Consider the following 15,210-nt stretch of genomic DNA (forward strand, 5'->3'; position numbering starts at 1 on the left):
TTGATTCTGCACATGATGCCATGCCTGTTTATAAATACTGTAAACGAAAAGGTATTACTTTTCCTAATATATAAGTGTAGGGTTTCAGTACCCAACAGCCAGTTAGGACTTAATCCTCTCATTGTTTAAGCTGTATAATGATTAGGCATCGGTCTGACGACACATCCTAGGACCATTAGCGTCCGTATGAAAGCCAGTCAGTCAGCCTGTCATTGCAGCCGTTCGATTTATGCAGGTTGAACTACTACTGTACGTTCGTTTGATACCCCAGGAGATGGAATCGGCAATGAGAAACGCTGGAATCCATGCAAATACACATTTGGAGGTACATAGAATGTACAATGCAGTAGGTATTGATGTTTCAAAGGGTAAGAGTACCGTAGCAGTCCTGCAGCCTGGCGGTACTGTAATCCGTAACACCTTCGATGTCTCTCACACATCCCAAAGCCTTCATGAACTCACGGATTATCGGGGTTCATTAAATGGCAACACCAGAATTGTTATGGAATCGTGATGGACGAAGTGCGGGTTCTAAGAGTTATATGTGGGTGTACCGATCTGGCTATCTGTATCCGGAAAAGCAGATCATTCTTTATGAATATCAGCGAACCAGAAATGCATCTCATCCAAGAGAATTTCTGAAGGATTGTTCCGGTATCTGCGTAACAGATGGCTATCAGGTTTATCATACGCTTGAAAAAGAGCGGGAAGACCTGACGATAGCGGGATGCTGGGTTCATGGGCGCAGGCGTTTTGATGAAGTACTCGCCGTAGTGCCAAAAGAAGCCCAGAAAGAATCCGCGTCCTATCTGATTATAAAACAGATCCAGGCAATCTACCGGGAGGAAGGAAAACTCCAAGACCTTTCATCGGAAGAACGACTTGCTCAGCGTTAGGTGGTTGTAAAACCGCTGGTAGATGCTTTGTTTGCGTACCTGAAACAGCATGAAGCAGAAGTAGGAACAGCGAAACTGAAAGAAGCATTCGGTTACATGCTGAATCTGGAAAAATATCTCCGTGTATTCTTGACTGATGGAGATGTGCCAATGGACAACAATGCATCGGAACGTGCCATTCGCGGCTTCTGTGTTGGCAAGAAAAACTGGCAGATGATTGACACCATTAACGTTGCAAAGGCATCCGCTGTTATTTACAGCATTGCAGAAACTGCAAAAGCGAACAATTTAAAACCATACGAGTACTTTGAATATCTTCTGACAGAGATCCCGAAGCACATGGATGATACGGATCGAGCCTTCTTAGACGATCTGCTTCCATGGTCGGAAAAGCTGCCAGATAATATCAGAAAACTGAAGAAGTAATCAAACCAGGCCGCGAAAGCGGCTTTTGGCTGGCAAGGTACCCGCTATGAGGCGTTTACGATATTCTTTAATCAGCAGGAAGATCATAGAAATATTCTGATAGTTGTGCTTAAGGAATATCCGCTAATATTTATCGAGTCTGTAAAGAATGGAATTCAGTTGACCATGAATGAATCATTGTATGATTAAGAAGGGGACAACACTGTCACGGGAGAGTTTTTCTGTTTGCAAGAATAGATTCTTTTGCTATAATAATTTGGAATCTTATGCACAAAAGAGGAAAAAACTATGATTATTTTATGTGACATGATCGACAGAGATGAGGACAAATCAAAGTTTGCAAGGATCTATTCTTTATATAAATATACAATGTATTTCGTTGCATATGATATATCGAAGTGCGTTGAAGATGCTGAGGATATTGTTGAGGAGTCTTTCATAAAAGTAATCGGAATTTTAAAGAAAATTGACGAAGCTGATATTGAACGTCCCAGATGTAAGAATCTGATGATTACGATTACGAAAAATACAGCCATTGATTTTATTCGGAAAACAGAAAAAGAAATTCAATATATCGAAGCTGTTCAGGCAAGTAAAAGTGTGGAGGAGCTTTATATAGAAACAGAGGATTATCAAGAGTTAATCGCAGTTATTAATGAGCTTGATGAGAAATATCAAGATGTTTTGAGATTTCGATTGCTCCACCATTTGACGGCGAAGGAAACAGGGAGAATTTTAAATGTTACGGAATTTACTGTAAATACCAGATTTATGAGAGCAAAATCTATGTTAAATGAAAAACTGAAAGGGCGGAAGAATAAATGAGTAAGGATCTTAAACAAAAAAAGAGCGATTACTTATTAGAGTTAGCGCTCGAAGAACAGTTGGAGCAAGATGAAGATATGAAGAAGTATCCTCTTCCTGAGGATGTTGAGCATCCGCATGTCTTTTCAGAAGAACATGAGAAACGGATGCAGGAGATTTTTAAAATGGCTGATAAAGTGGAGCATCAGTCGTATCGCAGGAAAAAACATTTTCAGTTAGCTGCCGGAATTGCATTATTTTTATGTTTGACTACGGTGACCGTGACACAGGTGGAGGCCTTCCGACTTCCGGTATTTCGGTTCTTTTCAGAGGTAATGGAAAAGTCAACGTATTATGGAGTGGAAGAAGTGCAGACAGAACTTAGCAGTCGATATCAGATGTATGAGCCGACATATGTTCTGGAAGGATTTCATGTAACCAAGGTAAAAGAAGAAGATAATTATTTTGAACTGCATTATGAAAATGATGCTACAGGACAAGCTTATAATTTGTATTTTAGAGAAGATTTAAAGGGATTTTTCATGGATACAGAAAATGCAGAAACCGAAGAAAGAGATATTAATGGAAATCGTGCATTTTTGTCGGTGAAAGAAAATGTTGTCAGGATGCTTATGTATAAAGATAATCATCAGTTCTTTATATCGGGGATAATTGATAAAAACAATGCAGTAAAAATTTTAGAAAGTATTAAATAGATTTTGTTATATTTCATTTCCTTCAAACGTATAAGTAATAAATAACAAAAACAGGAGGAAATGTAACATGAAAAATTTCAAGAGAAAGGTAGTTTTATTAGTAGCATCAATTTTAGTAATGGCAGCCACGATGACTGCATTTGCATCCCCGACACCACGGTGGTCTTATATCGGAGGAATCCAGGGTGTGTTGGAGATCAGTAACGGAAATGCAGATGTTGAGGTCTTTTGCGATGCAACTACTACCGGTGTGAATAAGGTTAAGGCAAAATGCGAACTGCAGCAGTTGGACGGATCCTGGAAAACGATTAAAACCTGGACGGAATCTGAGAGCGGAACCTCTGTTCACTATTATAAGTCCTATCCGGTATCGGAAAGCTATAGTTATCGCTTAAAGATAACCGGATATGCCTATAACGGAACCACACTTCTGGAAAGTGCAACCGTATATTTTTATTAAAGATGATTATATATAAGCCTTAATAGAAGGGGCTATGGTTTGCATGAGAATAGAAAGTGATGAGGCCAATGAAATTGATATTTCTGGTATAATCATAATAATACAAACGTATAAAAGTATATTTATCTAAGGAAAGGAGTAACATATGGGAAAATATGATGACTTTGATTTGGATTTAAAAAAAGTAATGAGCAATAATACAGCGAGTGAAGCTGAAAGTGTAGTATCAATTTTACAAACTCTTGCAACTGAATGTTTTACTTTTGATGGATCTAATACTTGTAATTGTCCTTCAACAGATTGTTCTCCATGTGATATGACAACTTCCTGTCGTAGAGCTGATCCGCAAATTATGAGATGTTAGTCTGAAACAAAACAGATTGCTAAATACTAATATTGGATGATAAATATACTTTTGAAAGGGAGTGTTATAAACAAAGTTTCTTTTTATTTGTTTAAACACTCCCTAGTTTATTATTGAAATCATGAAAGAAAGGACAAAATATTCTAATATGAATTACGAATGTCAAGACATATTTATGGTCAGAATTCCTAGTATGCCCATAGAAGTTTTTAAAAAAATAGATAGTTATGATCAGGGGGTTATTTCCTTTTTAAACGAGAATAAAACAATTAAAGGCGATTTTGAGGAAGCTTTGCTTTTAGCAAGCCAGTCGACATATCAAAGTCTAATTAGTGTTCCGGAAAAGCCTAAAAAAAATAGAAACCTTGAATTAGGGGTATGCAAGTATATCACTAGAATGTCTACACGACCTACTCCTTATGGTATGTTTGCGGGAGTTGGATTGGGGAAGTTTTCTGGAAGAGACTCTCTTACAATATCGACAGATAAACACCGAAAGGATGTATCAGTTGATACTTATTGGTTAGAGCATATAATTCATAAAATTGAATTAGAGGCCAATTTATTTCCTAAAATAGAATTAATTTGGAATAATAACTGTTACATAAAAGGAGATCGAGTAAAAAACCCATACTTTTCGAACCATGGAGATAATGAACAGAATGAAAGTTTTGAAAATAGTAGTATTCGTTTTAATGAATTGATTAGTATTATAATTAAATCAACTCAAAATTTTGTTCCCTATAGTAAACTTGTGGAGATAATAAAAGAATATTATGAAGATGTAAGCAATAATTTAATCGATAAAATATTGCTGGAATTGATTGAAAATGAATATCTACTGACTGATTTAAGATTACCAGCTTATTGCGATGAACCGTTAGAATATGTAATCAATAAGTTGCTCTATCTTGACAATATACATGATTTAGTAGACAAATTACAAGATATTAAAAAAGCGATAGATGATTACCAAGAGAAGGGAAATGCATGTATTTTGCGGGATATATATAGTAAAATGCAGAAAATTCACAAAACATCGAATTATTTAGTGGTAAATAAAGGATTAACATCTGATTTTTCATTGACTAAAAAAGTTAAAGAAGATTTGGAAAAATTTGCCGAAGTATACTCAGAATTATTACCAGAAAGTGGTACATATTCAGAATTAAATGCTTTTAAGCATGATTTTGAAGAAGAATATGGAACGAATGTAAGAGTTCCTTTACTTGAGGTGATAGATGAAAATGGCTTTAATGGTCTTTCAAAGATAGAAAAACAAACAAGGACTATAACCGGTAAAGAAGCTATTATCAAAGGATATATTGATAGACAAATTGTTAAAGCCTTAATTAATAATGGGGATGTTGTTAAAATCGAAAGTCAAGTATTAAAAAAGCTTTTATCAGAAGAAAAAATAGTATCACCTAGTTATCCCGTATCATTTGATATGAACTTTTTTATCTATCAAGATCGTCAACCAGGTCAATATCATTATTCAATCGGACCAAATTTTGGTTCGCAAAAAGCCGGAAAAATGTTTCAGCGTTTTGCAAATATTTATAATAAAGATTTGTTTGATAAATATAATCAAGTTTATTTAAAAGAAAATTTTCTGATTCAAAATGACTACGCTCTAATTGAATATAGAGAAATACAAAGAAAGGGAAGGGTTAGGAATGTTGTAAATAATAGAAGAAATCATAAATACCATCTTGATCTTGCATGCATTGGCGAAGAAGACGGAAGAGTATTACTTTCTGATTTAAGCATAGGAATGACTGAGGATCAAAAATTATTTATATTTTCAGAGAAGTTGAACAAGAGATGTAAAATTATTACAGACAATATGCTAAACCCAAAACTATGTAGTAAGTTATTTTATTTTATGGATGCAATTTCAAAGGAATATGAAGATAATGTAACTTTAAGAAAATACATGTTATATGAAAATGTCTATAATTTCACGCCAAGAATTGTTATTGATAATTTTACAGTGTCTTTAAAGACATGGAAATTTAGTAATCAGTCGATAAAATGTACGGACATCAATTCATTTATACAGTGTTTTGATAAGCTTAGAAATGACTATTCGATTGATCAATATGTGTATTTTTGCGAAAGCGATAATCGTCTTGTTATAAATCTTAATAAGAGATATTCATACGATATATTGTACTCTGCTTTTAAAAGAACAAATCAAGTTGAATTAACCGAATTGGAGCCGGGATTTATGCAAGATGAAATTTTGAGTGATGAAAGGGGACAGAAATACGAGGCAGAATTTACGTTTTCTTTTATTCAGAGAAAGTCAATACAGAAAATGAAAAATACTTCATATGCACTTTTAAAAGCTAACCGAATTTTAGAATTAGGAGATGAAGGTTGGATTTATATAAAGGTATATGGATTAGGAACTAGAACAAATGAATTCCTAACAAAGTCAATTCCGCGGTTGATTAAAGAGTTAGACTGTGAAAAGTGGTTTTTTATTCGCTATTCCGATCCATGTGAACATATTCGCTTTAGAATAAAATTTCAAAACGAAGATACTGCATATACTAAGTTAAAAGGAATTATGGAATGGATTCATATATTAAAAAAACGTGGAATGGTTGAAAAGGTAATTTTTGATACTTATAAAAGGGAAATAAATCGATATGGTGGTGAGCAATTAATAGATTATGCTGAAACAATATTTTACCTAGATAGTCAACTGGTAATTGAAATCTTATCAAATTTTAACATAGAACAGGAGGAAGATAAAGAGAAATTATACTTTGTTGGAATTGCGAAGATATATAAACTATTTACAGATAAATTAGAGAATATATTTAAATTGATTGATACAGACCAAAGAGAGCAATATAGAAATGATTATAAGACAAAAAGAAATGTATATTTAAGATGGTTTGAAGATATATTAAATGATAATTTATCAAATATCGACGCGAGATTTTCAAATTTGGATTCTTTAATGAAATGGGAGGAGAAAATAAAAAAATATCGTAATGAACTGGATTTATACACAAAAGATAATATGTTATGCACAAACAAGACTCATTTAATTTTATCATTTAGCCATATGTATTGCAACAGATTAAACGGATCATTAACAACAGAGCAAAAGTATAGAAGTTTGTTACGACACACGTTGTATGATTATCTTAAAAGGTTGGAATATAAAAAGAAATAGTATTTTTAGACTATAGTACGATTTTTATGCCATACTTTATAACAAGAATAAATGAGCGGATGAATGCAGCAATGGGATCCTTACCTGCCAAAGTGGAACAATCCGAAATAGTATTTGAGAGAATCTTAATTTAGGCACCAAAGAACAGATTCCTGTCCTTCAGGAAGCAGGTCCTCTATCATGAGGGCTTTCGAGAATCGGCTCCAGAAGAAATCCTTCTGTTGAAACCAAGAAAGAAGAACCCCAAAGGACAGCGCGAGATCGCCTGAAGGAATTACCGGAGAAAATCGTACTTGTTTTTTTTCGAAGAGAAGTCTGATGTCTTTTATAACGTTCGCCGGGTTTACGATTGATATGCATGGTAGCACGTCGTTTCTGCTCATTCTGCTGGATGTGATAGCAGAATTGGGAATACATGAGCGGTTCCTCACCGTTAGCACGGCAGTCCTCCATGTATTCTGTCCACAGAAGCTTTTTGCTGACTTCATTGCGGAGCAGCTCCTTGTGAATGTAAGCGGAGTCAAGCATCCTTTTATTGGATGTGACTTGATTTGCAGAAGGGAAAAACTCTTCTTCAAGTACAGCATCGGTATCGTTTTCATCAAGTAGCCAGGAAATATCAAATTCCTTAGCTCGCTTTAAAACGCGATTGACCGTCTTCTTGGCTGTCGGCAATGTTCTGCTGATTGAGTCCCAGACCACTAAGCTTGAGGATCTTTCGATACTTGGTCATAGTCATGACCTCCTTTGAATGTATTTCCCCCTCTCGGTGCATGATTACATTCTAAAGGATTTATAATAAAGTTTTCCACCACCGGAATGGTGGTTTCCTTAAAAACGGATTTGCGGTTTCCTATACCCGGACATTAGGGACACAGAGACCGAATTATTCAAACTGCCAGTCTCATAAGACGTGATTATTCTGATATCGTAAATGTTATGGTAAAAATGATCCGAATGTCGTAAAATAGTCGGATGCATTTCATGATTTGAAGCAGATTTCAAGGATGTATAAATTGAAAGAAGACTTGAAGAACATTTCTCCAACGAAAAGACATACAGAACGGCCGGAATCGGTCAAACTTTTGGTTGCGGAATATTCCGCGTGGGCAAAATACAGATGGAAGAAAATGTGGTTTTGCCCAAAAACAAAACTACTGAAAGATTGCGGCTCAGCGTAGACCAGGAAAAGATTTTGAGAGTGTTACTGACAGTCGAAGGAATTCCTATCGAAACTGGATTATCTTACGCCTCAGGCAAAGGAGCATCCAGATGTTTGAAAAAATACCGTTGAAAATGCGAATTAATTAAGACACTAGTGATGGATGTTTACAAATAATCGAAACGAATGAAGGGATCAATAGGGTATGAATATTTTATCTGTTATAGGAAGTAAGAATAAAGATTCAATAACTAGTAAATTAATGAAGGATATAGCTCAAGAACTGAACAAAATGTATACAGTAAATTGGGAACAGATACATTTAAAAGATTATATTATCTTAGATTGTGAAGGATGTTCAACATGCTTTAAAACCGGTAGATGCCAACTGCAAAATAAGGATAACATGGAAGCGATAATAAATAAAATTCAAAAAGTGGACATAGTATTCTTTGCGTCACCAGTTTATGTAAATAATGTTTCGGGAGTAATGAAGAGTTTTATAGATAGATTGTGTTTAGATTGTCATCTTCTTAAATTTGCAGGTAAATTCGGATACACATTAACTACTGCCAGCAATAGTGGAAGCGAATATGTTAGTGAATATTTGAAGAATGTTCAGATATCGTTAGGAATGAAAAATTTGGCCAATTTTATATGGATAGATTTAGAGAAGAAAAATCAAAATGATTTTACACATTATGTGGCTCAACAAATATTATATGAATATAAATTAAATTATGGTTATTCATCAATTGAATTAGAAGAATCTTTTTTTAGATGGAGGAAATATTTTCGTAATTATGGAGCTTATTATGAAAGAAAATATTGGAATAGTAATTTTGTAAATAATTGTGAGGATTTTTTTGAATATGCTTGTGAAATAAGAAAAAAGAATAAATTAAATCTTGTTAAGGATGATTTTAGTGTTGACAAAAATAATATTATTAAAGTTGAGCAAGGAGATATATTAAATAAAAGAGAATATAAATTTGCAATAAACGTTATAGAAAATTATTTAAGAGTATGTTTGACAGGAAAACTAAGACCTTTGTTTGCTTCTGATTTTTTATTAGTGTTAACCGAAGTTTATCCATATATTAAAGAAAAAGAAATTTGGGACGATATTGGATATCGTCTATGTCATGATATAAAAGAAAGCATTGAACGGAATGGGATTTCAGAACAATTTTTAGGAATTATAAGTGGTTTGGGGTTTCAAACATTTATTGTGCAACGTTACTCAGAAGAAACAGGGCATCTTCAAGGTTTTTTCAGATCTCTTTTAAAAACTTTTTTGCAAATATCTAGTACAAAGGCAGCGAATTATTTAATACAAAAGAAACAAACTAATGCAAAGGATTACGATTTGGTATATGGATTGTCGGGGAATCTATATTATCTTTTAGATTTTCAATGGAGTAAAAGTGAAAAAAAGGAGATTGAAATAATAATACAATATTTGATTTATTTGACAGAAAACCATTATTATAATGATAGACTCGTAATTAATTTACATATATCTTGTGAGGAACAGTTTAGAGAAGATGAAAAAATATCATTTCCGAATGGTAATTTAAATTTTGGCGTTGCTCATGGAATGGTAGGTCCTTTAGTTTCTTTATGCAAAGCATATAATGTGGGTTATAGGGTTAAAGGGATAGAAGATGCAATAAAAAAACTTTTTGATATTTATGATATATTCAAACGTTATGATAATGGAATTCCAATTTGGCCTACTCAGTTAAAATATGAAGATTTTATTGAGAATAAATTCAATGGTGATATAAGAGAAAATAGAGCGGGATGGTGTTATGGAAACATTGGTATTGCAAGAGGCCTTATAAAGGCAGCAAGTTATATGAATGACAAAAAAAGCGAATTAATTTATCAAGATGATTTGAAAAAAATACTGTTGCAACCATGGTCGAATTTTCATCTCAATTCATCTATATTATGTCATGGATATGCTAGTGTCTTGGCTATCATAAATTCTTTAAAATGGGATGATAGTGAATTTATACGAACAGTAACAGAAGGTATAGACAAAATTATAGTTGAATATGAGTCAAAAAGTGATAAATTTTTCGATGAAATGGATATGTCATTTTTACAAGGGGTAGCTGGGATTGCATTGACTATGTTATCATTTATAAAACCAGATGCTAAATTTTATAAATTACTGATGTTAGATTAACTGTTATAGTGGGGATTGTATCAATATTTTTAGTAAAAGTTAATCTAACTGTTTAGTAGCTGGCAGTCAACCTTCTATGGTTTAGAAGCGACAGGATTCCGCTACCGGCGAGACAATGGATGCATAGGGGGGGAATGTTTCCGAAAAGGCTTTGATAATAAAGTGATAAATAATTTATATAAAGTCAACAACAATATATTTTTATAAAGCAGTCACAATCTATATAAAATTAAAAAGTCCAAAGTGTTATAATATAAAAGAAAGGGAAGCGTGGTAATTTACATCTATAATTATCATGCAAGACGGATATGGGTAATCAAGAAAAAAGAATTGTGAACATGGTTTGTGTTTTTTGTTTGTTATTTCATTTAACAGCCTTTATACCAATAAAATTATTTCAATATTTGAGAATAGACAGTCAGATTTTGATTTCAGTGCTCTGGATGATTATAGTGAATTTACTACCAATTATTTTTATATGTAAAAATATGATTCTAAAATTTGATACTACTAAAAGAAAAACAAACATATTACGTGTAAGTATAGTTCTATTAATTGTATATTTTGGGGTATTATATAGGTTAATCGGTTATGTTGCGGTGCAGATACCATTGTTGAAAAGTTTTTTAATTAATAATCCTAATATCAAGCTTACAACGTTAGATGCATTCTCGTATGCAATATTAGGACCAATTATTGAGGAAATAATTTATCGGGGAATTTTACTAGAACAATTAAGAAAGGATGGAGACGAATTTGCAATTATTGTTTCTGCGGTTGTTTTTGCAATGGGTCATTTTAAAAGTAGTCTATATGTTATATTTGCAGGTGTGTTTTTAGGTATTATTTATGTTGTTACGAATAACTTGAAGAGTTCAATAATGTTGCATATAATTATAAATACTGCCAGTCTAATTGAAAACATAAGCCGACTATCGTATTCAAAAATTTTAGTTTTATATGCGGGCTTATTAGTTTTATTAATTGTTATCATAAAAGCTTTTAAGATTCAAACTCATAAATACTATATAAATCGATTTGATTTAGCTACTATAAAAAAAGACAAAGAAAAATATAAAGAAATATTTAGTACAGAGTGGTTTCTTGTTTATTTTTTATTTGTGTTTTTATGCAGTTTATAGTGATATATAATATATTAGTAAAAGGATAAATAAAGTATAGTGATTTACTCATAATTAACTCAAATAGATGGGGCTATTTGATGTTAGAGACATGAGGCAAAAATTTAGGAGAAGACAGATGATATATAATAATTATGGGAAAATCATTTGAAAGATTGTTGATAGGTAATGATAAACATGAAAGAACATAAAACAGATATTTGTGCGAATTTCGTTAATTCTATAGAAATAATATGGAAAATAGAACCGAAATATATCGTAATAACATTTATATCTATGATAATCAATAGTTTGTATCCGGTAACTTCTTTGACAATTATGCAATTTATTTTAAACATGATGCAATCAGGAAAAACTAATTATCAAAGTTTAATTTTTTATATAATTTTTTATATAGCGTTGGATCTAATACAAACAATTTTAACAGCTTTTTTTGGATATCTTATCTCTAAATATAGTTTATTAATAAATTTATATGTAAAAAAAGAAGTATTAAAAAAAGCTGGCAGTTTGACATTAAAGGAGTATGAAGATAGTGAAACATATAACATAATTCAAAGGGCTCAGAGTGAAAGTGAGGGGAAGATAACTACTTATTTTAATTTGGTTGTATCTGTTTTTGGAACTACTATCACAGTAGTTTCCTATTTGGCGCTGTTATTGAATTTCAAAGCTTGGTTACTCTTCTTTGTTTTGATGATACCATTAATTAAATACATTATTTTGAAAAAAATTAATTTAAAGCAGTTTAATATTCTTATTGCAAGAACAAATGAAGAAAGAAGAACATGGTACTATAGCTATTTAATAACAAATGGAAATTATAACAAAGAAATGAGGCTATATAAATTATATGATTATTTTCTAAATAAATTTGATTTGAATAGAAAGATATTTATGAATCAGGATATTCAGATTTTAAAAGAATCTAAACAAAAAATTGTGGCTCTTGGTATTATAGAACAAATTTTGGATGGTTTAATATTTGGTTATATTATTTATAACGGTGTAGTGGGAGTTATCTTACTTGGAGATGTTGTTACTTATACTAGAGCTGTAATGCAAACTAAATCTAATATCCAGACAACGTTAAATAATTTTGCAGAGATTGAAAAGCAAAGTTTATATTTGGATCAATTATTTCTATTATTAAAAAAAGAGACTTCGGTAAAAAACGATGGAAAAGAAATAGATCTTATTGAAAATATTAAAGTAATTGATCTAAGTTATCGATATAATGATAATGGAAGATACGTGTTAAAAAATATTAATTTGGAATTGAAAAGAGGATGTACATATGCAATCTTAGGCAAGAATGGAAGCGGAAAAACGACACTAGCAAACATTTTAATGGGGTTTTATGATGACTATGAGGGAGAAATTTTTATTAATGGATTAAATTTGAAGACTTTAGATAAAGAGAGTTACAGAGAAAGGTTAGGTGCTCTTTTTCAAGATTTTGGGAAATATGAGGCATCTATTAGAGAAAATATCGCTTATGGAAATTTAGATTTACTTCATGCTGATAGCTATATAATGGAAATAGCAAGAGAATTTGACATTTTGTCATTAATCGAAAGAGCACCTAATAACTTGGAAACACAGTTGGGCTATTGGTTTGATGAAGGAAAGCAGATATCTATAGGGCAATGGCAGAAAGTAGCATTATGTCGGGCATTTATTAAAAATGCGGATGTTTATATACTTGATGAACCGAATGCAGCGCTAGATGCAATTTCAGAATATTATATTGCACAATTATATAAAAAAATTTTATATGAAAAGCTTGGAATAATTATTGCACATAAATTTGGAAATTTTGTTCAAAATATAGATAGGATTTTTGTGCTGGAAGATGGAGAAATTGTTCAGCAAGGAAGTCATACTCAGCTTTTATCTGAAGGAGGAATTTACAAATATTTATACGAATTGCAGTAAAGTGTATTAAATGTAAGATGGTAACAATATCATAGTTTCGGGGTCTTATCTGCCCCAATAACATATTCTGAATGTTATTTTGATAGGCTTGAATTGTTCTAGGATTTCGAGAAGACTTACGATTTCTTCATGTTTTTTAATGTAAACGTTCCAGCGCTTACACTTTTTTGTTATTTTTCCTCTTTTAAATACGTATAAAGTATGTAGCCTGTATACGGAGAAAACTTGTTCTCTGTCTGCTACAGGAACAAATAATCTATCGGAATCCGGAGTGATTATATCCAGCACAGCTGGTGATGAACATTGAAAAGTGAATATTATTCGAAATGAATAAAAATGAGCATGAGAAACAGACATAACTGTCGCTATGCCTAAAAAAGGTGTATAATAACTAAAGGATTATGCCGCTTCTAAAATCAACTTTCTTAGGGTGGATTTATAGGGCAAATCCCATGCATCAAGATGTTGCAGCATCATGATGTTATAGAGGCGGCAGTACCACATCTTACTAGAGCGGTGTCTGCCGTTTTCTAATAAAAAATCATATTTCTCACGTTTGTTGGAACGTTCTGCAGAAGTTCTTGCATTAAATTCCGTTTTCCATTCGTCACTGTCACGCGGTGGTATGTTGATTAATCGTGGATTGTCCTTTGTGGCAAGGTGAACTGTTCTTCTATATTTGGAATCAGAGCAAGGGTGCTCACAGGAACAACCGTATTTTCTGCTTGCAAGAGGACAGCGAAATTTAATTCTGTTTTTAGAAGGTTCTGAACCGTCATGATTCATTCGATGACCTTCTTTACAAACAGGAACCCCATCCTTGCCAATGGTAAAGTCATTTTTATATTTGGCTTTAATACCCCGTTTTTCATTCAGGTCAATAAAAGGAGTAATACCTTTTCGTTTACAGTATTTATAAACAGGCATGGCATCATGTGCAGAATCAAGAAGCAGCTTTTTGACATGAAAATCAGGAAGAAAACTTTTCATTCTGAAAAAGGCATGCAGAAATCCGTGGGAATCATGTCTTGAGGCAGGATTTAGCAAAGGAAAAACAGGAAGATCGCTTTCTGAATCAGAAGCAACCAGCATGTATAAATCGTATCCATGATAAAAACAGGAACGGGATGAATCCCATCCGATGTCGCAATCAGGCTGGGAAAAGTGACGGTTACAGGAACAGTCATTGATACCTTTAGAGGCACAATCACAAACACGATGCTTTCGTTCTCTTGCAGAAGTAACAAAAGGAGTACCATCGCCGGCGAGAGCCAGTGCATGGGGATTAATAAGTCCTTTAGAAACAGACTGCTGTAGGAATTCCTGATTATAAAGGTCAAACAGAGAGCCATAAGGCTGTTCAGAAATGGAGAAAGAAGTGTCTTCCAGTTCCTGTAAGAGCTGCTCAACAGATACCTTTTCAACAGATTTAGCTTTAGCTCCTTTTGTAGAAGGCTTTTTAACGGTGACCTTAATGGGATGTATATGAGGTGTCATGTTGTCTTCATCAGAATCCCAGAGATGGTTCAAAAAATCATAGAAAGTACCAACACCGGGAGTATCACCGAATTCAAAACCACTGAGAATAGCATAAAGAGGATTAATTTTTAGTTGTGCAGCCCACTCAGTGAGGGAGGTAACTTTAAAATCCAGAGACAGCAGGTAGGAGCGGTGCATGCAGGAAGGAGTTCTTGGCTTAGATCCACAGACAGAATATCTGTTTTTAAGCTTTTCATTGGTGTAGGAAAGGTCAAGATTCCAAAAACGGTCAATGATGTCCCATGTAGAGCGGGCTATGGAATCAGGGTTAGGATAATATTTACGTAAATTTTTGACTACAAAGTTTTGGTAGTCGGAATGACTGCAGCAGTTAACAGGTAACAAATAAAATCGCCTCCAATCGAAAAAA

At 33.1% G+C, this 15,210-nt stretch carries 12 protein-coding genes and 1 pseudogene; 11 read left to right on the forward strand and 2 right to left on the reverse strand.

The genetic code is table 11. The annotated features are described in order from the left end of the window. The first annotated feature begins 334 nt into the window (after positions 1-334). The 8 genes and pseudogenes from DW931_RS15600 to DW931_RS15625 all read left to right on the forward strand — a co-directional run bounded on the left by DW931_RS15600 (position 335) and on the right by DW931_RS15625 (position 6,862). Positions 335-514: an IS110 family transposase gene (locus DW931_RS15600; RefSeq protein WP_243015381.1), complete on the forward strand. Its 180-nt coding sequence runs from the start codon at positions 335-337 to the stop codon at positions 512-514. After that, positions 483-1,124: pseudogene (locus DW931_RS15605) on the forward strand (IS66 family transposase); the annotation flags it as partial. The gene DW931_RS15600 and the pseudogene DW931_RS15605, both read left to right, overlap by 32 nt. Next, on the forward strand, positions 1,110-1,322 hold the full coding sequence (locus DW931_RS16525; RefSeq protein ID WP_333718306.1) for a transposase domain-containing protein: 213 nt from the start codon (positions 1,110-1,112) through the stop codon (positions 1,320-1,322). The pseudogene DW931_RS15605 and the gene DW931_RS16525, both read left to right, overlap by 15 nt. Before the next feature lie 306 nt (positions 1,323-1,628). Beyond that, a complete protein-coding gene (locus DW931_RS15610) occupies positions 1,629-2,147 on the forward strand; it encodes a sigma-70 family RNA polymerase sigma factor (RefSeq protein ID WP_243036967.1) in 519 nt (172 codons plus the stop codon). Then, entirely contained in the window at positions 2,144-2,842 is a 699-nt protein-coding gene (locus DW931_RS15615; protein ID WP_118482606.1) for a DUF4367 domain-containing protein, read from the forward strand. Before DW931_RS15610 ends, DW931_RS15615 begins: the two co-directional genes overlap by 4 nt. A gap of 67 nt (positions 2,843-2,909) precedes the next feature. Beyond that, the gene (locus DW931_RS15620) at positions 2,910-3,302 is read left to right on the forward strand and encodes a hypothetical protein (protein ID WP_118482607.1); all 393 of its coding nucleotides are present in this window, start codon (positions 2,910-2,912) and stop codon (positions 3,300-3,302) included. 145 nt (positions 3,303-3,447) lie between these two features. After that, the gene (locus DW931_RS15795) at positions 3,448-3,666 is read left to right on the forward strand and encodes a hypothetical protein (protein WP_147353596.1); all 219 of its coding nucleotides are present in this window, start codon (positions 3,448-3,450) and stop codon (positions 3,664-3,666) included. 148 nt (positions 3,667-3,814) lie between these two features. Continuing rightward, the gene (locus tag DW931_RS15625) at positions 3,815-6,862 is read left to right on the forward strand and encodes a lantibiotic dehydratase (protein WP_182430033.1); all 3,048 of its coding nucleotides are present in this window, start codon (positions 3,815-3,817) and stop codon (positions 6,860-6,862) included. Positions 6,863-7,021: 159 nt separating this feature from the next. On the opposite strand, the gene DW931_RS15630 is transcribed toward DW931_RS15625, so the two are convergent. Continuing rightward, on the reverse strand, positions 7,022-7,537 hold the full coding sequence (locus DW931_RS15630) for a hypothetical protein (RefSeq protein WP_347559455.1): 516 nt from the start codon (positions 7,535-7,537) through the stop codon (positions 7,022-7,024). A 692-nt stretch (positions 7,538-8,229) separates the two neighbouring features. Between DW931_RS15630 and DW931_RS15635 the strand changes: the two genes are divergently transcribed. The 3 genes from DW931_RS15635 (at position 8,230) to DW931_RS15645 (ending at position 13,301) form a co-directional block, all read left to right on the forward strand. Further along, positions 8,230-10,221 carry a lanthionine synthetase LanC family protein gene (locus DW931_RS15635; RefSeq protein WP_118627011.1) on the forward strand — a complete coding sequence of 664 codons (1,992 nt, stop codon included), beginning with the start codon at positions 8,230-8,232 and terminating at the stop codon, positions 10,219-10,221. Positions 10,222-10,529: 308 nt separating this feature from the next. Beyond that, complete coding sequence (locus tag DW931_RS15640; protein ID WP_118627012.1) at positions 10,530-11,363, forward strand: type II CAAX endopeptidase family protein; 834 nt, start codon at positions 10,530-10,532, stop codon at positions 11,361-11,363. Between the two features lie 177 nt (positions 11,364-11,540). Then, positions 11,541-13,301 carry an ABC transporter ATP-binding protein gene (locus DW931_RS15645; protein WP_182430034.1) on the forward strand — a complete coding sequence of 587 codons (1,761 nt, stop codon included), beginning with the start codon at positions 11,541-11,543 and terminating at the stop codon, positions 13,299-13,301. A gap of 399 nt (positions 13,302-13,700) precedes the next feature. On the opposite strand, the gene DW931_RS15650 is transcribed toward DW931_RS15645, so the two are convergent. After that, positions 13,701-15,210, reverse strand: a 1,510-nt coding sequence (locus tag DW931_RS15650) for a hypothetical protein (protein WP_347559456.1), incomplete at its 5' end; no start/stop codon positions are given.

The organism is Clostridium sp. AM43-3BH (assembly GCF_003479985.1).
Lineage (GTDB): Bacteria > Bacillota > Clostridia > Lachnospirales > Lachnospiraceae > Otoolea > Otoolea fessa.

Bases quoted from the DNA above. Each gene is read 5' to 3' on its own strand.
- DW931_RS15600 (WP_243015381.1), top strand. From the start codon at position 335: ATGTACAATGCAGTAGGTATTGATGTTTCAAAGGGTAAGAGTACCGTA.
- DW931_RS16525 (WP_333718306.1), top strand. From the start codon at position 1,110: ATGATTGACACCATTAACGTTGCAAAGGCATCCGCTGTTATTTACAGC.
- DW931_RS15610 (WP_243036967.1), top strand. From the start codon at position 1,629: ATGATCGACAGAGATGAGGACAAATCAAAGTTTGCAAGGATCTATTCT.
- DW931_RS15615 (WP_118482606.1), top strand. From the start codon at position 2,144: ATGAGTAAGGATCTTAAACAAAAAAAGAGCGATTACTTATTAGAGTTA.
- DW931_RS15620 (WP_118482607.1), top strand. From the start codon at position 2,910: ATGAAAAATTTCAAGAGAAAGGTAGTTTTATTAGTAGCATCAATTTTA.
- DW931_RS15795 (WP_147353596.1), top strand. From the start codon at position 3,448: ATGGGAAAATATGATGACTTTGATTTGGATTTAAAAAAAGTAATGAGC.
- DW931_RS15625 (WP_182430033.1), top strand. From the start codon at position 3,815: ATGAATTACGAATGTCAAGACATATTTATGGTCAGAATTCCTAGTATG.
- DW931_RS15635 (WP_118627011.1), top strand. From the start codon at position 8,230: ATGAATATTTTATCTGTTATAGGAAGTAAGAATAAAGATTCAATAACT.
- DW931_RS15640 (WP_118627012.1), top strand. From the start codon at position 10,530: ATGGGTAATCAAGAAAAAAGAATTGTGAACATGGTTTGTGTTTTTTGT.
- DW931_RS15645 (WP_182430034.1), top strand. From the start codon at position 11,541: ATGAAAGAACATAAAACAGATATTTGTGCGAATTTCGTTAATTCTATA.